This window comes from Thalassovita sp., from assembly GCF_963691685.1.
Classification (GTDB): domain Bacteria; phylum Pseudomonadota; class Alphaproteobacteria; order Rhodobacterales; family Rhodobacteraceae; genus Thalassobius.
On record NZ_OY829290.1, the window covers coordinates 4,253,754 to 4,271,790 of the forward strand.

Below are 18,037 nucleotides of genomic sequence, written 5' to 3' on the forward strand. Positions count from 1 at the left end.
TGCCCATTAGGAAAAACAAAACGGCAGGTCCTGACATAGGGCCTGCCGTTTTTGTTTCGCGATACCGCCGACACCTACTTGCGCAGATCGGACGGGGTTTTACCGGTCTCACGTTTGAAGGCCTTGTAGAAGGCCGAGCGGGAGTTGAAGCCAACGTCATAGGCGATGACCAGAATCGTCTCATCTGTCGTGGTCAGCTGCTGGATGGCGTCCTGCACCCGCCAGCCGTTTACCAGATCAAAGAAGCTTTTGTTCAACTGCGTGTTCAGCGCCTGTGACACGTAATGCGAATTGGCCCCGACATGTTTCGCCAGATCCCAGAGCGACAGATTGGGATCGCGGTAGAGCATATCCTGCGACATGGCGGCTTCGATCTTTTCGGCGATGCGTTGCGCGCGGGCGTCATCAAGGGCAGATTTTTCGTATTTGGGCTCAACTGGCGTTTCAGGCAGTGGGCGCTCATCCTGCATCTCTCTGACCAGCCCCGGGCGCTGCCGTAGCCCCCAGATCCCCAGCACCCAGAAGAGCGCCAGCAATGCCAGACTGTTCAGGACCAGCGCCTCCGCTTCGAAATCCGTTTCACTCAAGGTCCCGACGAAGATCGAAACGCTGTGCAGCACATTCAGCACCAGATAGAGCGCGGCCGAGCCCAGAATGGCCCAGATCCACGTCAGTTCCTTATTTTCTGTGCTGGCGAACACGTCCTTCAGCCGCGCCTGATAGGCGATGAGGCGGCGCACCGTCAGATAGGTGTAAATGGCAATCATGATCTTGAAGGCCACATCCCCTACCAGCACAAAGAGCGCCATCAGCAGCAACCCGGGGATCCGGGGATCATCCTCTGCCAGATCTGCGTCAATCAGATCGGCCGGGAAAAACAGCGCAGACCAGAAACACAACACAACGGCGATGATCGGCAGGATATGCCGGCGCAGCTTAGGGATCCGTGTCAGATCCCCTTCGCTGGTCAGGCCACGGACATAGAGCCAGAACAGAAACGGGCTGGCGACCTCAAGCCCGGCCAGCAACAGGCCCAGGCGGGCGACCCAAACCGGCATGCCCTGCACCTCTGACAGTTCCAGAACGCCTGTCGCCAGAGCTTTGAACAGCAAAATCAACGCAAGCGGCAGGTAGACCCCCGGGTCGCGCCGCCGCAGGAGCAGCAGGTTAGCGCAGAACAGACACACCGCAACGGTGGCAACATTCAAAGCCGTATCAACCGAGGCAAAATTCATTTTCAAACCCGTTTCCAGAGCCGCGCAAATATCCGCTTTAGCGGATTGCCAGCATTTTCACTGCCGAGCAACTGTTGAAGCCGTTCTCATCGCGCTGACGGGTAAGGCCACACTGTTGTCCCCTCCCCATAACGGTTCTGTGCTTCACCGGTCGTCCACATCGACCGGAAAGGACATGTCAAAAAATTCCTCGCTGCAAATCACGGTCAAAAATGTCCTTCCCGATGGAAGGAGACGACATCGGGACAGCCCCCATGCTGTGTGTGGGCGCAGCCAGACCAGCAACCGAAGCGCGGGCATGTTGCCCAACGCAATTGTCTGGCGGACGATCAAATGAGATATTTTATGAGGAACACCATGCCCCTTCGCACCATCCAGCTTCCCCTGATTGGCCTTTTTGCGCTCGGCGGTCTTGTCGCTTGCGGTGAATCGAAAACCCAGCTTGCTGCGGCAAATTCTTACAGCTGCACCGACCTTGCGCGTGAGATTGGAAAACGCGAACAACGCAAAACCGCCGCGCAGGTCGACGGTTTCGCTAATTCAATGGTTTCGATTTTCACCAGCGACAAGGAGCTGCGCACCGCGGCGGACGTTGAAACTGGCGTCAACCTGATCGATGAGATTGACGCAGGCAAATCCCTGAACCAACTGCAGAAGATCTACGACGCCAAAGGCTGCGTTTAAGCGTCAACAGATGCGCGCACAGCCCTCAGTGGGCTGTGCACTTTAGTCCCTTTTGGGGATCCTCACTCCAGCCCGACGGGCTGACCAACGACGACAAAGGTCAGCGCCTTGGGATCCAGCAGGCGTTTGGCCACCCGGTTGATATCCTCCAGCGTGACAGCGTTAACCCGATCATTTCGTGTAGCGATGTAGTCAATCGGCATGTTGTCCATCTGCATCGCCACCATGATGTTGGCGATTGAGGCATTGCTGTCAAAACGCAGTGGATAGGCGCCGGTCAGATAGGTTTTGGCGTCCTGCAGCTCTTCTGCAGTCACGCCGTCCTCAGCCGCCTTGGCCCATTCATCACGAATGACCGAAACTGCCTGCGCCACACGGTCATTGGCTGAGGCCACCGATCCCATCCACAGTTTTGCCTGATCCTTATCGGCAAGGAAGGAATAGACACCGTAGGTGAGACCCCGCTTTTCGCGCACCTCCTCCATCAGGCGGCTTTCGAAAGAGCCGCCGCCAATGATCAGGTCCAGAATAAAGGCCGGGAAGAAATCAGGATCTTCGCGCTCAATCCCACCTTGGGCAAACAGCGCGACCGACTGCGGGGTTTCAAACTCCACCACCTCAGTGCCGCCGGGCAGATTCAGACTGGCCGGTCCCGGCAATGGCACGGTGGCCTCAGGCAGATCCGCCAACAGGGTATCCAGCAGCGCCGACAGTTCATCTGCGGTGATGTCGCCAACCGCAGACACATAGACCCGATCCCGGGTCAGGCTGTTTTGATGGGCTGTGACCAGATCATCCCGGCTGAGCGCCTCAACGCTGTCCAGCGTGCCCATCAAAGGCAACGCATAGGGATGATCACCATAAAGCAGCTCTGACATTGCCTGACTGGCAATATCACGGGGCGATTTCAGGTCCGAACGAATCGCCGAGAGCACCTGTCCCCGCACCCGTTCCACCGCATCCTCATCAAACCGTGGCGCCACAAGGGAACCACGCAAAAGCGCCAGCGCCTCATCCTGATTTTCTGTCAGGAAGCGGGCCGAGACGGTCACCGCGTCATCGTAAACGTCATACTCAAAGGACGCCGCCAGCCCTTCAACCGCACGGGCGAAGCCGCGGGCATCAAGATCCCCGGTACCCTCTTCCAACAGTCCGACCATCAGATTGGTCGCGCCCTTTTTGCCCGGCAGATCCAGCGCAGCGCCGCCTTTGAAGCGCAGTTCCAATGCAACGAAGGGGATCGAGTGCTCTTCGACAAGCCATGCCTCAAAACCACCGGGGGAGGTCACGGGCTGGATATCCACCGCCGCACGGACCGGGGTGGTAACGATCAGGGTCAAAGCGATAAGACAGTAACGCAGCATGATCAGCCCTCCTCGGCCATCAGATATCCGGTGACGGATGTTTTCGGGTTCAGCACCTTGCGGGCGGCTGCCATGATATCATCGGCGGTGACCGCCTGCAGGACATTGGGCCAGTCCTGCACATCCTGCATGGTCAGCCCCTGCGTCAGCGAACGGCCATAGCGATTTGCCAGACCTTCGACATCATCACGCGCATAGATTTCCGAGGCGCGGATCTGGGTTTTGATCCGCTCAAGATGTGCTTCATCCACACCCTCTTCCAGAAACTCGACCAGCACCTGATCCATCGCCGCTTCTGCCTCTTCAAGGGACACGCCGGGGGTCGGGACCACAACCAGATCGAAGGTTGTCCGGTCCAGCGAAGTACCGCCGTAGAAAGCACCGGAATAGACCGCCTGCTGGGTTTCAAACTGCAGTTTTTCGGCCATCACAGCGGTCTGGCCACCGCCCAAAACCTCGGAGAGCATGCGCAACGCTGCTGCCTCAGCCTGATCACCGGAATTGCGTTCAGGCGCCAGATAGGAACGGCTGACATAGGGCTGCGCCACGCGGGGATCGACAAAGGTCATGCGGCGTGCGGCGGTTTGCGGCGGCTCCTGACTGCGCAGGCGTTCTGTGGGTAGATCCGGGTTTGCCGGGATGACGCCGTAGTATTTCTGCGCCAAAGCCTCGACCTGATCGGGTGTTACATCACCGGCGACAACCAGGATCGCGTTGTTGGGGGAATAATAGGTGCCATAGTAAGACAGCGCATCTTCCATGCTCAGCTCTTCCATCTCATGGCGCCATCCGATGATCGGCACGCCATAACGATGGTTCAGATACTGCACAGCCCGCTTTTGTTCGCGAAACAGGGCGGAGGCATTGTTTTCCACCCGTTGGTTCCGCTCTTCCAGAATCACGTCACGCTCAGTCGCGATATCCTCTTCGGTCAGACGGATATTGACCATCCGGTCACTCTCCATCTTCATCATCAGCTCCAGCCGGTCCGCGGCGACGCGCTGATAATAGCCGGTATAGTCATAACTGGTGAAGGCGTTGTCCGTGCCACCGTTCTTGGCCACTGTGGCGGAAAACTCGCCGGGCTCCAGTGTTTCGGTCCCTTTGAACAGCAGGTGTTCCAGGAAATGAGCGACGCCCGATTGGCCCACGGGCTCATCCGCGGATCCGGCGCGGTACCACAGCATATGCACCACAACAGGGGCACGGTGGTCCTCGATCACCACAACCTCCAACCCGTTATCCAGGGTGAAATCGGTGACCAGATCGCTGGTGTTGTGGTCGGCGGCCTGTAACGGCTGGCTGAAAGTCATCAGCGTGGCAAGAACGGCGGTGAAACGCTTCATGAGCATCCTCCTATAGATAACAGGAAGATACGCTGCTTGGCGCACGCTTCAAGCAGGCATTACCAGATCTGACGCTGTCGTGAGCCGCCGTAAGCGGTTAGTTGCGCGGCGGGGAGGTTGGGGTCAGCACGCCAAACTGGCGCCACTTCTTCGCTTCGACACTGGGGTTCAGTGCAAATTTGCGATAGGCGCGGGCGTAGCGATCGACCTTCACAAGCTTCAGCTTGGTGAAGCGTGAATTGAAGCGGCGGAACTCTTCATCCTCTGCGGCCAGCACCTGACGGATGTCACCGCTGACACCGTTGCGGCTGACATGGGACACCAGCGCTGCATCACCGGAGGGAATGCCATCGGTGAGCGCCAAGGCCGAACCACGGCCGCCGAGGGCTTCGACGCCATCGGCCAAGGGGTTCTGGTCTGTCAGGTTGCTGCCACCCGGGGTGGGGGTCGGCAGAGACGTGTATTCAGCAGGTTGCTGCAGATCCTTGCCGGGCAGCACCATAAATTCATCCGGTCCCCCGGAGAAGGAGCGCAGATCGCGCAAGCCAATATCCCGGTCCTGACCCGAACATGCCGAAACGGCCAGCACGGCCATCATCAATACCAATGCACGCGGCATTGCCACCCTCCTGCAAATACTGAAACCGTCTTAACGGATCAAACCGGCCCCGTCACGTGGCCTTTTGCGGTCCCCCCCACAGAACAAGCCCAAAAGCGCCGATGAAAATGGTGATATCGGCAACATTGAACGCATAGGGGTTGGAAATCCCGCAGCAGGTCATGTTGAGGAAATCGGCCACCGCGCCATAAAGGAACCGGTCCACCACATTGCCCAAGGCCCCGCCAATCAGCAAACCGGCGGAGATCAGCCCCAGCCGGCCCGGGCGGTCCTTATGCACCCAGAACAGCACCGCTGCACAGATCACAAAGGCCATGCCAATGAGGAACCAGCGCGCGACATCGCCGTTGTCAGCAAAAAGGCCAAAGTTGATGCCAGTGTTCCAGGCCATGCGCAGATTGATGAAAGGCGGCAGCACGTCAATTTCACCGCGCACCCGCAGGTCAAGGAAATGCACCACGTAATACTTGCTGGCCTGATCCAACAAGAACGTCCAAAACCCCGCCCAAAATACGGTTGTCATCTGCCTATCCTCAACTGGGGGCCGCTTTTCCGGGCCCTCTCATCGTTTGCCTGTTTCCGGCAAGTGTATCACAAACCAGCCGGAAACAAGCATTTTTTCCAATCAGCGCCCGCAGGCGCGATCACACATTAGTGACGGAAGTGACGCATGCCGGTCATCACCATCGCCAGACCCGCCTCATCTGCGGCGGCGATCACCTCATCGTCGCGCATCGAGCCACCTGGCTGGATCACGCAGGACGCGCCAGCGGCAGCGGCTTCCAACAGACCGTCCGCAAAGGGGAAGAAGGCGTCGGAGGCCACAGCAGACCCTTTGGTCAGCGGCTCAGGCAGGCCCATCGCCTCGGCCATACGCTCGGCCTTTTTGGCCGCGATCAAGGCGCTGTCGAGGCGGCTCATCTGGCCAGCCCCCACACCAACGGTCGCGCCGTCTTTGACGTAGACGATGGCATTGGATTTAACGTGTTTCGCCACTTTCCAGGCAAACAGCAGATCGCGCATTTGCTCTTCGGTGGGGGCGACCTTGGTCACCACCTTCAGATCGTCCATACCGATGAAACCGTTGTCACGGTCCTGCACCAGCATCCCGCCCGAAACCTGACGGTAGGCCAGACCTTGGTCCAAAGTGTTGGCCAGCGCCGGGGTGGTCAGCAGGCGCAGGTTCTTCTTCTTGGCAAAGATCTCACGCGCGGCGTCATCTGCACCGGGGGCGATGACCACTTCGGTAAAGATTTCAGTGATCTTTTCGGCGGTGGCCGCATCCAGCGGCTGGTTCAGCGCAACAATGCCACCAAAGGCAGAAGTGCGGTCACAATCAAATGCCTTCTCATAGGCTTCTTCCAGCGAGGAGCCACGCGCCACACCACAGGGGTTAGCGTGTTTGATGATTGCGCAGGCCGGACCATCGGTCGGCAGGAACTCGGACACCAGCTCAAAGGCAGCGTCGGTGTCGTTGATGTTGTTGTAAGACAGCTCTTTGCCCTGATGCTGCTCAGCCGCGGCCACGCCTGGACGGCCAGAACCATCGCTGTAAAACGCTGCACCCTGGTGGCTGTTTTCACCGTAGCGAAGACCCTGCACATAGGTGCCAGAAAAGACACGGCGGCGCGGGGTCTCTTCGCCGATGGCCGATGCCATCCAGGTCGAGACAGCCGCGTCATATGCGCCAGTGCGGGCATAAGCGATCTGGGCAAACTTTTGACGGAAGGCATAGGTGGTGCCCCCCTCGTTGGCGTCCAACTCAGCGATCAGAGCGTCATAATCTTCGACATCCACAACGGTGGTAACAAAGGAATGGTTCTTCGCCGCAGCGCGGATCATCGCGGGGCCACCGATGTCGATGTTTTCGATCATCTCATCATAGTCCGCGCCGCGGGCCAGCGCGGCCTCAAACGGGTAGAGGTTCACCACCAACAGATCAATCGCGCCAATGCCATGTTCGTCCATCGCAGCGACGTGGGCGTCATTGTCGCGCAGCGCCAGCAGGCCACCGTGCACCTTGGGGTGCAGCGTCTTCACCCGCCCATCCATCATTTCGGGGAAGCCGGTCACATCGGCAACGTCCGTCACTTCGATCCCTGCGTCGCGGATCGCTTTGGCGGAACCGCCGGTGGACAGCAGCTCAACGCCGCGCGCGTTCAGGGACTGGGCCAGGTCGATGAGACCGGTCTTGTCGGATACGGAAATAAGCGCACGGCGAATGGCAGTGGGATTGGTCATGGGAGGGTAGCTCTCTGCTTGTTCAGGTCAGGTCCAGCTCTTCCCGGTTCAAGTCGCGTATGCTGATCGGCGTTTCCTGTGCCTTGGCAAGCGACCACCGGATGCGCGTCGCATAATCCATTGCGCGCCCGGATAAAACGATTTGTTTGGTCGCACGCGGCTTTAAACGGCCTTTTTCCAGATAAACCGACGGTTCCAGCGTCATTTTAAGGCTGCCATCGTGGCGAAACACCCAAAGCTCCCCGCTTTTCAGCGCCAATGAGATGGCGCTGCCGCCCATATCGATGGTCGCGTCCACCTCAGGATGCAGATGGAATCGCACCTGAAAGGGGATGCCCTGCAGGCTGACCTTATCCATCATCTTGTCAAAACGCTGCTTGTCAGCCCCTTCCAGCGCCACCAGCAGATCCTCACCCGCCATGCCGCGCCCGTCAAAGGTCAGCTCCAGCGTGCGGGCATGGGTCAGCCCGTGGGTGCGGCCATAACCGTCATGCCCGCCCTCAAACCGGATCCCGTCGGGCGCCTGGCTCATCTGCACCGGCACCCGCGATGGAATGGCCGCCAGCAGTTCCTGGCGCCCGACACGCGGGGCCAGACGGGAGGAGGAATAGCCTTCGATCGACAGGGTGGAGTGGCTGGGGGTGGCGCGGCCCGCGCGCCGCCAATCGGTGCCAAATACCGCACCTGATCCACAGTTCACCACCACGGGCCGGCGGCCCGATGTCAGCTCCAGCGCCAGGGTTGAGGCATGCCCGTTGCCTGAGGCCTTGCCGGAAGGCGGTGGCGCCGCATCCACAATGACCGATGTGCGCCCGGCGCTGAGACGCGCGTAGCCCATCGACAGGCCATCTGGCGTGCGATCCTTCACCCCAGACGCCGCCAACGCCGCGTCCAGACGTCCCTCCAGCCCGCGGCCACCGCCGTGGAACCGGGCCAAGCCACCATCCGCGTGGCGCAAGGTGCGCAGGGTTGGTGCGATCCGGTCAATGGCTGCGGCGTGATCCGCATGCACCGCATGCCCGGCCTCATGCAGGGCCGCGGCAGCCCAGGTCAGCAGGGTAAACACCTCGAGCAGTTCATCGGGATTGCGGGTGGGGATACCGCCCTGCTCATCCACCTGCGAGGCGCATTCCTTGGCCAGTGCCTTCACCGCTGGATCAACATGCTGATCCATCCCCTGCAATGACAACCCGGCATAAAGCAGCCCGGTCAGCGCCTCAAACCGCGGCAGGCCCGGCGTGGTCTTGTGCCAGCGGCGGCTGAGGAAAATCGCCTGATGCGCCAGCGAGCGGTAAAAGGCCTCGGAGGCCTCAGCATCCTGCGAGCGCAGGACAAACAGCGCGTGATGGATCCAGCGGATGATCCGCCGCCCGGTCAGATCCGGCGTCCAACCGGGGCCGATCCCTTTTCCATAGATGTCGATCCAGGCCCACAGCCACTCAGACGCCAGTTCACGGGTGCGCGGATCGCCAACAGCGGCCAGATCATCCAGCCAGACGAAGCCGTGAATGTCTTCTTCCCACATCTGATCCGGCGCTGGAATGTCCCAGATTTTGGTGCCTTTGGCCTCAATCAGGTGACCGGCAAACAGGTAATTTCCGGCCAGCAACTGCCGGCCCCTTGCAAAGGCACCAATGGTGCGTGGTTCAGGTTGGCTGACGAATCCGGTGGCGGGCCGCGCCATACCGGCCCAGCGCGCATGCATCTGATGCATCCAGCGCGTATAGCGCGCCATCATTCCTTCACGGGGCGGCTTGGCGGCCCCTGATGCTGTCCCGTTGGACATTCAATATCTGCCTCTTGCGCGGTTAAGCCGCGAATTTTCCCTGCGAATTTTTCACAAGGATAGCGCGCAAAGGGGCAAGCTGTCACCGCTGAATTCCACGGTGGCTGCACATCGGCAAAGACGGGCCATAGCGGGGCTACAGCCCTAACAGAGCTTAGGATTTACGGCGCAGACAGGCCATGTAGAAGCCATCCATGCCCCCCAAGTCACCCCAATAGTCAGGGCGCAGGCGCAGACCGCCCTCCTCGGTGATCCAGCTGGGATCAATGCCCGGCAGGTCCAGCGATTCGCGGTCAACCTCCCATTCAGGATTGCGTTCCAGCGCCTCTTCGATCTGGCATTCGCCCTCATCCGGCAGCAGGGAACAGGTGCAAAACACCAGCCGTCCGCCCGGCTTCACCAGGGACAGGGCGTGATCGATCATCTTCACCTGCAGGTCGATCAGCCCACCAAATTCGGACCCGTCTTTGGCCAGCGGCAGGTCGGGGTGGCGGCGGATGGTACCGGTGGCGGAACAGGGCGCATCCAGCAGGATGGCATCATACTGGCCTTGATGTTCCAGCGCGTCGCCAGTGACGATTTTGGCTGTCAGACCCGTACGGCCGAGGTTTTCAGAGACACGCGCCATGCGCGCCTCAGACAGGTCCAGCGCGGTCACATCTGCACCGGCTGCGGCCATCTGCATGGTTTTGCCGCCCGGGGCAGCGCACATGTCCAGAACGGCTTCGCCCTTCTGCACATTCAGCATCTTTGCTGGCAGGGCGGCGGCAGCATCCTGCACCCACCAATCGCCCGCCTCATAACCCGGCAGCGCTGAGACCTGACCGGGGTTTTCCAACCGCACCGATCCTGTGGGCAGCAGCGTGCCGCCGGTTGCCTCAGCCAGGGCCGCAGCATCGCCTTTGGCGGTCAGATCCAGCGGCGCGCTGGCCAGATGCGCACGCTCCATGCCGTTTACCGCCTCAGCGTCATAGGCCATCACCAGCGGATCGCGCAGCCAGCGCGGCAGGCGCGGTACACGAAGCTTGGCCCATTCGGCCTCACCTTCGCCGGCAACCTTGCGCAGCACCGCGTTGACCAGACCTTTCAGGCCAAGGGTACGTTTGTTCGCTGCGGTCAGCGCCACCGCTTCATTCACCACACCATGTGCATCACCACCGGTACACAGCTCCACCGCGCCAATCCGCAGGATGTTCTGCACCCTGAGGGGTGGCGCCTTGCGCAGGTGTTTCTTCAACACGCGATCCGCGCGTTCCAGATTGCGCAGCACCTCCAGCGTCAGACGCTGGGCGCGGGCACGATCTGCGGGTTCCAGCCGGTCCAGCGCCCCCTGCCCCAACAGTTCAGACAACAGCCGCCCTTCGCCAAGGATCTGCGTCAGCAGGTAGAGCGCCGCCCCCCGCGGCGTCAGCTTGCCCATTGGCCGCTCAGACGCATCCCCCTGTGGTTTGCCACCTGCACGTTGCTGCGGCTTGCCGTGTGGACGGCCTTGAGGGCGACCTTGCGGTTTGCGCGATTTGCCCTGAGGCTTACCGGAGCGGCGGTTTTGGTCGGGTTTGGGCATATGATGATCCTTCGGCCTCTTTGCCTTGGCGCGTGAGGGGCGTATATCAGCGCTACAGTTCCTTAGAAAGGACACATGAATGAGCGAGATTGAGAAAAATCTGCCCCCAGCCGCCCAACGCGCGCTGGCCGAGGCAGAAGAGCGTCGCAAGAAGGCCGCTGAGGCAGAAGCGCTGCCCAAGGAGCTGGGCGGCCGCGACGGGCCAGAACCCGTCCGCTATGGCGATTGGGAGAAGAAGGGCATCGCGGTCGATTTCTGACCGTCGCCTGCCCTCAGGGTTCAGTCCGCTTTGATATTATAGCGCTGACGCTCACCGCGCCCTTTGTCCGGCACGATGTAAAGCGTCGCACCGCTAGAACGCACCACGCCGCAGAAATCACCCTGATCAATAGTGCCGTGGAAGATCCGCGTACACAGCTGGCCGTCTTTCCACTGCCAGTTGCCCAGCAACGGCCGGCCCCAGACCCGGCCTTTGACCTGCCCCAGATCGTCAAACCGCATCCACAGGCCGGACTGGCTGATATATTTCCCCTGCATCTGCTGCAGGAAATCGCTGCGGTCCTTCATGGTAAAGAACCCCTCAGCCTGCGCGGGTTGCAGCGGAGGCATCACAAGGGTCGCAAGGGCGGAGAAGGACAGCAGGAAAATAGTGGTGCGCAGCATGGGTCAGCCGTGGTTGATCTCAGGTCGCCGGGCGATCTGCAAGATCCGTACCGACTCACTACTGCGCGGTCACTGCCTTTGGATCCGACTTTGGGTCAGAGGCCCAGAACGTCAATCATATCGTATTCACCCGGGGCCTTGCCCTGCCCCCAAAGCGCCGCCTTCAGCGCACCGCGGGCAAAGATCGCGCGATCCGTCGCCAGATGACGCAGCACAATGCGCTCACCCGCCGCGGCAAACAGCACATCGTGTTCACCCACAATGTCGCCACCACGGATCGCGGTGAAGCCGATGTCACCCTTCTTGCGGGCGCCAGTGATGCCGTCACGCCCCGAATCGCGCACGTCTTCTAGGTTTACACCCCGGCCTTCAGCCGCAGCCTCGCCCAGCATCAGTGCAGTGCCGGAAGGTGCATCGACCTTTTTGTTGTGGTGGGCTTCGATCACCTCGATGTCGAAATCTTCATCCAAGGCCGCAGCAACCTTTTTGGTCAGCTGCACCAGCAGGTTCACACCCAGTGACATATTGCCGGCGCGGATCACTGTGGCGTGGCGGGCGGCGGCGTTTACCTTGGTCAGGTGTTCCTCAGCCATGCCGGTGGTGCCGATGACATGCACGGCGCGGGCCTGTGCAGCCAAGGCGGCAAATTCAACCGTTGCCTCCGGCGCGGTGAAATCAATCACCGCCTGCGCTTTGGAAAACGCCTCCAACGCATCGTCGGTCACGGCCACGCCAACGGCGGCCCCGCCCATGCATTCACCCACATCACGGCCCACCCAATCGTGGCCTGCGCGTTCCACAACGCCGACCAGCTTGGCCTTATCGCTCTCCAACACGGTTTTGATCAGCATCTGCCCCATACGGCCCGATGCACCCGTGATGACGATTCCCGGCAGGTTGGTCATGGTTCTGAAACTCCTAGAAAACATGGTTTTCGTCTGCATAGACCAGCATTGCCCGCTTGGCAAAGGGGACAAGACGCCTTAGATGCAGCCCATGGCCAAAGGAAATTCATATGGCGCCGGGCCCAGCACCCGGCAATTGCGCGTCGGCGAACTGATCCGCCGGACGATGTCCGACCTGTTGATGCGGGGCGAGATTCACGATGATGATCTCAACCGTATGTCGATCACCGTGGGCGAGGTTCAGATCACCTCGGACCTACGTGTGGCGACCTGTTATGTGCTGCCCCTGGGTGGCAAGGACGGGGCCGAAGCGGTCAAGATCCTGGCCCGCAACCAGTGGGAGCTGCGCCGCACCATCGGTAAAAAATGCGGCCTGAAACATGCGCCCGAGCTGCGCTTCAAGGTCGACACCACCTTTGACCGGATGGATGAGACCCGCGCCCTGCTCAATCGCGAAGATGTGCGCCGCGATCTGGACAAGCCCGACTCGGGCGAGGCTGACACCCCCGAGGATGAGGGCTAACCCCAAATGCGCCAGCTTGCCTCCCTGTTGACGCTGGCGCTTTCCTTTTTTGCTGTCCCTGTTCAGGCGTTGGAATGTCAGCGCCTGTCTTATTTGGAGACCCCCTATACGATCTGCGAGGCTGATCCAGCTGCCGCGGATCTGCGGCTGTTTCACAGCGATGACCGTGGCCTGTTGGGGCACTACGCGCGGATCAATCAACTGCTAGAGGGCGAAGGGCGTGAACTGTCCTTTGCGATGAATGGTGGCATGTATCACAGCGACCGCAGCCCGGTCGGGCTTTACATCGAAGAGGGGGTTGAGAAAACGCCACTGCTGACCGGGGCCAGCAAGGGCAATTTTGGCCTGCTGCCCAATGGCGTCTTCTGTCTGCGTGACGGCCGCGCGGATGTGATCGAAAGCCGCGCCTTTGCGGCGGCCCGTCCGGATTGTCGATTTGCAACGCAATCCGGCCCGATGCTGGTGATCGATGGCGCCCTGCATCCGCGGTTTATCCCCGGCGGCACCTCACGTCATATCCGCAACGGCGTGGGCACCTCCGCCGACGGGCGGCGCGTGGTCTTTGCGATTTCGGACGCGCGGGTCAATTTCCACGATTTCGGCCGCCTGTTCCGCGATCACCTGAAGCTGCCAAATGCGCTGTTTCTGGATGGCAAAGTATCCCGAGTGTTCATCCCTGCCGAGGGCCGCCGCGACATCGGCTTCCCGGTAGGGCCAATGATCGGTGTCACCGTCCCCCTTGGCAGCGCCCGCAACTGAGCGCATGTTTGACAGAGTTCCGCGTCTGCGGTAACTGGCGCGCCTCGCATCAATCCAAGCTACATCGGGGATCACAATGGGTCGCAAGCGCAAGGGACGTGACATTTCAGGCTGGCTGGTTATCGACAAACCGGCAGGCATGACCTCGACCGCTGTGGTGAACAAAGTGCGCTGGGCGCTGGAGGCCAAGAAGGCTGGCCATGCGGGCACCCTTGATCCCGAAGCCACCGGTGTGCTGGCCGTCGCCCTGGGCGAGGCCACCAAGACCGTCCCCTTCATCACCGATGCGCTGAAAGCCTACCGTTTTGTGGTGCGTCTGGGTCAGGCGACCAACACCGACGATGCCGAAGGCGAAGTGATCGCAGAAAGCGACGCGCGCCCGACGGATGAACAGATCAAAGAGGCGCTTGGCGGGTTCCTTGGAGACATCATGCAGGTGCCGCCCAAGTTTTCGGCCGTAAAAATCGACGGTGAACGCGCCTATAAGCTGGCCCGTGACGGGGATGAGGATTTTGAGATCGCCGCCCGACCCCTCTGGGTCGAGGAGCTGGTGATGACAGACCGGCTCGATGCCGATCATGTTGAGCTGGAAATGACCTGCGGCAAGGGCGGTTATGTCCGTTCCATCGCGCGGGATCTGGGCGCGGCCCTTGGGTGCCACGGTCACGTGCTGCACCTGCGCCGCATCTGGTCCGGCCCGTTTGAGGCCGAGGATGGTCTGACCCTGGATCAGGTGATCGAAATGGAACGCACCCCGGCGCTGGACGAGCATCTGCTGCCGCTGGAGGAAGGTCTGGCCGATCTGCCCGAGGTGAAAACCACCGAACAGGGCGCCGCCAAGATGCGCAACGGCAACCCCGGGATCGTGTTTGCAAACGATGTGGAATACGGCGATGAATGCTGGGCCAGCCTGAACGGTGAAGCCGTGGCTGTCGGCGTGTTCAAAGCCGGTGAATTGCACCCCAGCCGGGTCTTTGTGCGGGGTTAAACCCCACGAACCCGGTTACACTCCATACAGATCAAAATCCGACCCGCCGAGAAGCTGAATGTCCGCAGCCTGCCCCGTTGCTGCATCAATCTCGTTGCCCGCAACATCCAGCCAGGCCAGCGGTTGCGAGGTATAGTACCCCCTGCGCACTGCGACGCTGGCGCCGGTTTGATCGCCATTGACCTGCGCAACGATCTGCCCTGCAATATCAATGCGGGTGACATCCGTCGCGCTGTCATAGCTGAGCGTCAGGCCGGTGCGGACGGCCTCCGCCTCCCCGTCAGAGTCATCGCGGAAATCGATAATCAGCTGATCTTCGGTCGGATCAAAGTCGGTCACCTCAGCGTAGCCGTCAGCGCTGGAACGGTTATCATAAAGCATGAAAAACTGATCTTCGCCCGCACCGCCCGTCGCGGTTGAGGACGCACCGATATACATTTGGTCATTGCCTTCGCCGCCAAACAAAGCGTCGTCAGACCCGTAGAGCGAGGCAGAACCGGGGGCATGATTCCATTGGCTTTCGTAAAACCCCAAGGACGAACCGCTAAACAAACGGTCGTTGCCCTCGCCCCCGATCAAGGTATCTGCGCCGCCGCTTGGTGCGAAGACATCATTCGCAATGATCAGGTTCGCGCCCGCGTCCCCCTCGATCACCTCCGCCTCAGCGCTGGCGCCGATCACCGCGTCAATGATCGCGGGGCCCGCATCCTCGGGCGCGGCATAGCTGCGCGGGGTATCTTCGCCGTCATAGCGTTCGATCACTTCCAGGGTCTCCCCCGGTTCCAGGGTCACGCCCTCCAGCGTCAGGATGACGCTCATATCCTCTTCATCCACGAACCGCAGACCGGCGCCATCTGGCGTCTGGTAAAGCGCGATGGAATAATAGTCGTTTTCCAAAACCAGCTGATCCTCAGCCGGATTAAAGTCGCGGATCACAGTGCCTTCACCCGGCACCCAAGGCACAAAGAACCGGTCGGCCCCCTCGCCACCTTCGGCCGTGTTCTGCCAATCGACATGCAGGATATCATCACCTGCGCCACCCAGCAGAACGTCCGCCTCCCCCGCGGTGCCAATCAGCACGTCATCACCGGCGGTGCCGGTCACCGTATCCGCCACACCGCTTTCAGCGATCAGCAGTGACGGTTCAACCGCCATGGCTTGGGTCAGTAGATCAAAGGTTGGCGCGGCGGTGACAGGCCCGGCGTCGGCTGGTGGTTCATCCGTTGGTTCATCCGTTGGTTCATCCGCGTTGCTGGCAGTGGGTGTACCCTCACCCCCCTCACCACGCGGAGCGGCTGATGTGCCCTCCGCCACATCATCATCCAGCATCTCCACCAGACCCCAGCCAAGTGCGGCGGAGCCAAGCGCCAGCAGCATAAACAGTGGTCCCATGTCCCCCAGAACCCCCAAATACCCTAAATCAATAGGCGGAGCCTATGGCGCATCAAGGCTGACAAATAGTCCGGAATTCCAGTAGATTTCAGGCTGATGGTAACAGGGGCGGGATCAGGCGCCTGCGATCTCTTCCAGGGTGCGGGCCACCAGGATCAGATCTGCGGCTTCGCCTTCTTCTTCGCTGATCTCATTGCCTTCGACATCCAGCCAAACCGGCGCTTCGGCGTCGGTTTCAGCGTCATAGAAGGCAACCGTCAGATCGGTCTGATCACCATTGAGGTGCAGCACCTCATCGCCGTCCAGCTCAACCACGGTGGTGTCGGTTTCCGCGTCATGGGTCATCAAAAAGGTGTCAACAGCATCTTTAGTGCTGAAGTCGGTGGTGTAGACGCCCTGATGCAGCGCGAAGTCAATTTCCAGCGAGTCCTTGCCAGCGGTGAAATCGGTGATCTCCGCAGCCTCATTGGTGCCAAAGTAGTTGTCGGCATAGGCCACAAACAGATCGTCGCCTTCCCCGCCGGTGGCGGTGCTGTTCGGGCCAACATAAAGGGTGTCATTGCCTTCACCGCCGTTCAGCACGTCGCCGTCATTGTCGGTCAGGCTGATTTCGCCCGGCTGATGGTTCCACTCTTCAGTAAACAAAACATCGGAGCCGCTGAACAGCAGGTCGTCCCCATGACCGCCGTTCAGCGTATCTGCTCCTTCTGCGCCGAACAGCGTGTCGTCCCCGGTGCCCCCACCCAGAACATCATCGCCGTGCCCGCCGGTCAAATACAGGTCCAGATCAGTGATGATCTCAACCTCGTCCCCTTCGACCTCGGGCGTTTCAACATCGTCAGACTGTGCCTCCTGATCGGACTCATCCAGATCCGTCAGACCTACCGCACCGGCCACCATCGCACTTAGCAAAATCAGAAAGGTCACTGCACACCTCTTACGAATTGTCGTTTTCGACTTATGGAGAGTTTTTAGCACATCCCTAAGAGCAGCCCGAGTCATCTAACTGACGACAATTGACAGAGGGCCAACAGGACCAAAGCCCTAAGATGCAGCGCCATAAGGTACAGCGCATTGCACTAACGTCGGAAATATGGCCAATAACAGCCATGATCACACGCGAATTCCAAAAGGGCGACGCCCATTCCACTGCTGTCTACTCTGACTGCGAGAAGTATCGCTACCAGCTGACCCGAACCTGGGATTCGGGTGGGCGTAAGGCGCTTTTTGTGATGCTGAACCCGTCCACCGCGACTGAAGTGCAGAATGATCCAACCGTGGAACGCTGTGAACGCCGGGCGCGGGCGTTGGGGTTTGGCGCCTTTCGGGTGACCAACATCTTTGCCTGGCGGGACACCGATCCCCGCGCCATGCGCGCCGCCGCGGATCCCATCGGGCCAGCCAATGATCAGACCATTCTGGAAGGGTGTGACTGGGCCGATCAGATCATCGCCGCCTGGGGCAGCCATGGCGATCACCTGAACCACGGCGCTCATATGGCCAAACTGCTGCGCGGCACCGGCCGTGACATTTATGCCCTTGGCCTGACCAAGGCGGGCCATCCCAAACATCCGCTTTACATCGCCTACACCCAACAGCCAGAGTTGTGGCAGATCCCCGACTGATCCCCCTGAAGGAGCTGTGATGACCGATCCCACCCCTGCCCCGGCTGAAACGCTGCCCGAGACCGCAGCGCTGACACGTCTGGCCGAGGAGGTGGAACGGTTCAACAATCACCGTTTCGTTGCGGTGCAAAACTCCCTCTGGCGGTTATTGATGTTTCAGTTCCTGCGCGGGCTGGCCTTTGGCCTCGGCTCGGTCATGGGGGCGACGATCCTCGTGTCCATGATCGCTTGGTGGCTGTCGCAGTTTGAATTCCTGCCTTTGATCGGCGACTGGATGGTCATCCTGTCGGATGAATTTGAACGCGCGCTTGGCAATGGGAACGGGATCACCTCCGACCCTTAA

Annotated in this window: 19 protein-coding genes; 7 read left to right on the forward strand and 12 right to left on the reverse strand. The window is 60.4% G+C overall.

Annotation, left to right across the window (positions count from 1 at the left end):
* Positions 1–74: 74 nt before the first annotated feature.
* Positions 75–1,235 carry a helix-turn-helix transcriptional regulator gene (locus ACORLH_RS20640; RefSeq protein ID WP_321832864.1) on the reverse strand — a complete coding sequence of 387 codons (1,161 nt, stop codon included), beginning with the start codon at positions 1,233–1,235 and terminating at the stop codon, positions 75–77.
* A 357-nt stretch (positions 1,236–1,592) separates the two neighbouring features.
* Here ACORLH_RS20640 and ACORLH_RS20645 point away from each other — a divergent pair, with 357 nt between their 5' ends.
* Positions 1,593–1,919, forward strand: coding sequence for a hypothetical protein (locus ACORLH_RS20645; protein ID WP_321830223.1), 327 nt, complete (start codon positions 1,593–1,595; stop codon positions 1,917–1,919).
* 62 nt (positions 1,920–1,981) lie between these two features.
* Here the strand turns inward: ACORLH_RS20645 and ACORLH_RS20650 are convergent, their stop codons facing one another.
* The 7 genes from ACORLH_RS20650 to ACORLH_RS20680 all read right to left on the reverse strand — a co-directional run bounded on the left by ACORLH_RS20650 (position 1,982) and on the right by ACORLH_RS20680 (position 10,695).
* Positions 1,982–3,283 (reverse strand): pitrilysin family protein, encoded by a 1,302-nt coding sequence (locus ACORLH_RS20650; RefSeq protein ID WP_321830224.1) that lies wholly within the window; start codon positions 3,281–3,283, stop codon positions 1,982–1,984.
* Between the two features lie 2 nt (positions 3,284–3,285).
* Positions 3,286–4,629: a pitrilysin family protein gene (locus tag ACORLH_RS20655; protein WP_321830225.1), complete on the reverse strand. Its 1,344-nt coding sequence runs from the start codon at positions 4,627–4,629 to the stop codon at positions 3,286–3,288.
* A gap of 97 nt (positions 4,630–4,726) precedes the next feature.
* A complete protein-coding gene (locus ACORLH_RS20660) occupies positions 4,727–5,248 on the reverse strand; it encodes a DUF3035 domain-containing protein (RefSeq protein WP_321830226.1) in 522 nt (173 codons plus the stop codon).
* A 52-nt stretch (positions 5,249–5,300) separates the two neighbouring features.
* Positions 5,301–5,771, reverse strand: coding sequence for a signal peptidase II (gene lspA, locus ACORLH_RS20665; protein ID WP_321830227.1), 471 nt, complete (start codon positions 5,769–5,771; stop codon positions 5,301–5,303).
* 128 nt (positions 5,772–5,899) lie between these two features.
* The gene (purH, locus tag ACORLH_RS20670; protein WP_321830228.1) at positions 5,900–7,489 is read right to left on the reverse strand and encodes a bifunctional phosphoribosylaminoimidazolecarboxamide formyltransferase/IMP cyclohydrolase; all 1,590 of its coding nucleotides are present in this window, start codon (positions 7,487–7,489) and stop codon (positions 5,900–5,902) included.
* 22 nt (positions 7,490–7,511) lie between these two features.
* Complete coding sequence (locus tag ACORLH_RS20675; protein WP_321832865.1) at positions 7,512–9,203, reverse strand: heparinase II/III family protein; 1,692 nt, start codon at positions 9,201–9,203, stop codon at positions 7,512–7,514.
* Between the two features lie 226 nt (positions 9,204–9,429).
* Entirely contained in the window at positions 9,430–10,695 is a 1,266-nt protein-coding gene (locus ACORLH_RS20680) for an RsmB/NOP family class I SAM-dependent RNA methyltransferase (RefSeq protein WP_321832866.1), read from the reverse strand.
* A 223-nt stretch (positions 10,696–10,918) separates the two neighbouring features.
* Between ACORLH_RS20680 and ACORLH_RS20685 the strand changes: the two genes are divergently transcribed.
* Positions 10,919–11,098, forward strand: coding sequence for a DUF1674 domain-containing protein (locus ACORLH_RS20685; RefSeq protein WP_058319244.1), 180 nt, complete (start codon positions 10,919–10,921; stop codon positions 11,096–11,098).
* Between the two features lie 20 nt (positions 11,099–11,118).
* On the opposite strand, the gene ACORLH_RS20690 is transcribed toward ACORLH_RS20685, so the two are convergent.
* The gene (locus ACORLH_RS20690; RefSeq protein ID WP_321830229.1) at positions 11,119–11,502 is read right to left on the reverse strand and encodes a hypothetical protein; all 384 of its coding nucleotides are present in this window, start codon (positions 11,500–11,502) and stop codon (positions 11,119–11,121) included.
* A 95-nt stretch (positions 11,503–11,597) separates the two neighbouring features.
* Complete coding sequence (dapB, locus tag ACORLH_RS20695; RefSeq protein WP_321830230.1) at positions 11,598–12,407, reverse strand: 4-hydroxy-tetrahydrodipicolinate reductase; 810 nt, start codon at positions 12,405–12,407, stop codon at positions 11,598–11,600.
* 91 nt (positions 12,408–12,498) lie between these two features.
* On the opposite strand from dapB, the gene rbfA reads away from it, so the two are divergent.
* The 3 genes from rbfA to truB all read left to right on the forward strand — a co-directional run bounded on the left by rbfA (position 12,499) and on the right by truB (position 14,677).
* Positions 12,499–12,930 (forward strand): 30S ribosome-binding factor RbfA, encoded by a 432-nt coding sequence (rbfA, locus tag ACORLH_RS20700; protein ID WP_321832867.1) that lies wholly within the window; start codon positions 12,499–12,501, stop codon positions 12,928–12,930.
* A gap of 6 nt (positions 12,931–12,936) precedes the next feature.
* Positions 12,937–13,689: a phosphodiester glycosidase family protein gene (locus tag ACORLH_RS20705; RefSeq protein WP_321830231.1), complete on the forward strand. Its 753-nt coding sequence runs from the start codon at positions 12,937–12,939 to the stop codon at positions 13,687–13,689.
* 76 nt (positions 13,690–13,765) lie between these two features.
* On the forward strand, positions 13,766–14,677 hold the full coding sequence (gene truB, locus ACORLH_RS20710) for a tRNA pseudouridine(55) synthase TruB (protein WP_321830232.1): 912 nt from the start codon (positions 13,766–13,768) through the stop codon (positions 14,675–14,677).
* A 15-nt stretch (positions 14,678–14,692) separates the two neighbouring features.
* Here the strand turns inward: truB and ACORLH_RS20715 are convergent, their stop codons facing one another.
* Together ACORLH_RS20715 and ACORLH_RS20720 are read right to left on the reverse strand one after the other, a co-directional pair.
* Entirely contained in the window at positions 14,693–16,069 is a 1,377-nt protein-coding gene (locus ACORLH_RS20715) for a hypothetical protein (RefSeq protein ID WP_321830233.1), read from the reverse strand.
* Between the two features lie 114 nt (positions 16,070–16,183).
* The gene (locus ACORLH_RS20720; protein ID WP_321830234.1) at positions 16,184–16,996 is read right to left on the reverse strand and encodes a calcium-binding protein; all 813 of its coding nucleotides are present in this window, start codon (positions 16,994–16,996) and stop codon (positions 16,184–16,186) included.
* 182 nt (positions 16,997–17,178) lie between these two features.
* On the opposite strand from ACORLH_RS20720, the gene ACORLH_RS20725 reads away from it, so the two are divergent.
* A complete protein-coding gene (locus ACORLH_RS20725) occupies positions 17,179–17,694 on the forward strand; it encodes a DUF1643 domain-containing protein (RefSeq protein ID WP_321830235.1) in 516 nt (171 codons plus the stop codon).
* A gap of 19 nt (positions 17,695–17,713) precedes the next feature.
* Positions 17,714–18,037, forward strand: coding sequence for a DUF5665 domain-containing protein (locus ACORLH_RS20730; RefSeq protein ID WP_321830236.1), 324 nt, complete (start codon positions 17,714–17,716; stop codon positions 18,035–18,037).

What these genes read in the sequence shown, in the direction of transcription:
- ACORLH_RS20640 (WP_321832864.1), bottom strand. Translation starts at nt 1,235, where the DNA reads ATGAATTTTGCCTCGGTTGATACGGCTTTGAATGTTGCCACCGTTGCG.
- ACORLH_RS20645 (WP_321830223.1), top strand. Translation starts at nt 1,593, where the DNA reads ATGCCCCTTCGCACCATCCAGCTTCCCCTGATTGGCCTTTTTGCGCTC.
- ACORLH_RS20650 (WP_321830224.1), bottom strand. Translation starts at nt 3,283, where the DNA reads ATGCTGCGTTACTGTCTTATCGCTTTGACCCTGATCGTTACCACCCCG.
- ACORLH_RS20655 (WP_321830225.1), bottom strand. Translation starts at nt 4,629, where the DNA reads ATGAAGCGTTTCACCGCCGTTCTTGCCACGCTGATGACTTTCAGCCAG.
- ACORLH_RS20660 (WP_321830226.1), bottom strand. Translation starts at nt 5,248, where the DNA reads ATGCCGCGTGCATTGGTATTGATGATGGCCGTGCTGGCCGTTTCGGCA.
- lspA (WP_321830227.1), bottom strand. Translation starts at nt 5,771, where the DNA reads ATGACAACCGTATTTTGGGCGGGGTTTTGGACGTTCTTGTTGGATCAG.
- purH (WP_321830228.1), bottom strand. Translation starts at nt 7,489, where the DNA reads ATGACCAATCCCACTGCCATTCGCCGTGCGCTTATTTCCGTATCCGAC.
- ACORLH_RS20675 (WP_321832865.1), bottom strand. Translation starts at nt 9,203, where the DNA reads ATGCATCAGATGCATGCGCGCTGGGCCGGTATGGCGCGGCCCGCCACC.
- ACORLH_RS20680 (WP_321832866.1), bottom strand. Translation starts at nt 10,695, where the DNA reads ATGGGCAAGCTGACGCCGCGGGGGGCGGCGCTCTACCTGCTGACGCAG.
- ACORLH_RS20685 (WP_058319244.1), top strand. Translation starts at nt 10,919, where the DNA reads ATGAGCGAGATTGAGAAAAATCTGCCCCCAGCCGCCCAACGCGCGCTG.
- ACORLH_RS20690 (WP_321830229.1), bottom strand. Translation starts at nt 11,502, where the DNA reads ATGCTGCGCACCACTATTTTCCTGCTGTCCTTCTCCGCCCTTGCGACC.
- dapB (WP_321830230.1), bottom strand. Translation starts at nt 12,407, where the DNA reads ATGACCAACCTGCCGGGAATCGTCATCACGGGTGCATCGGGCCGTATG.
- rbfA (WP_321832867.1), top strand. Translation starts at nt 12,499, where the DNA reads ATGGCCAAAGGAAATTCATATGGCGCCGGGCCCAGCACCCGGCAATTG.
- ACORLH_RS20705 (WP_321830231.1), top strand. Translation starts at nt 12,937, where the DNA reads ATGCGCCAGCTTGCCTCCCTGTTGACGCTGGCGCTTTCCTTTTTTGCT.
- truB (WP_321830232.1), top strand. Translation starts at nt 13,766, where the DNA reads ATGGGTCGCAAGCGCAAGGGACGTGACATTTCAGGCTGGCTGGTTATC.
- ACORLH_RS20715 (WP_321830233.1), bottom strand. Translation starts at nt 16,069, where the DNA reads ATGGGACCACTGTTTATGCTGCTGGCGCTTGGCTCCGCCGCACTTGGC.
- ACORLH_RS20725 (WP_321830235.1), top strand. Translation starts at nt 17,179, where the DNA reads ATGATCACACGCGAATTCCAAAAGGGCGACGCCCATTCCACTGCTGTC.
- ACORLH_RS20730 (WP_321830236.1), top strand. Translation starts at nt 17,714, where the DNA reads ATGACCGATCCCACCCCTGCCCCGGCTGAAACGCTGCCCGAGACCGCA.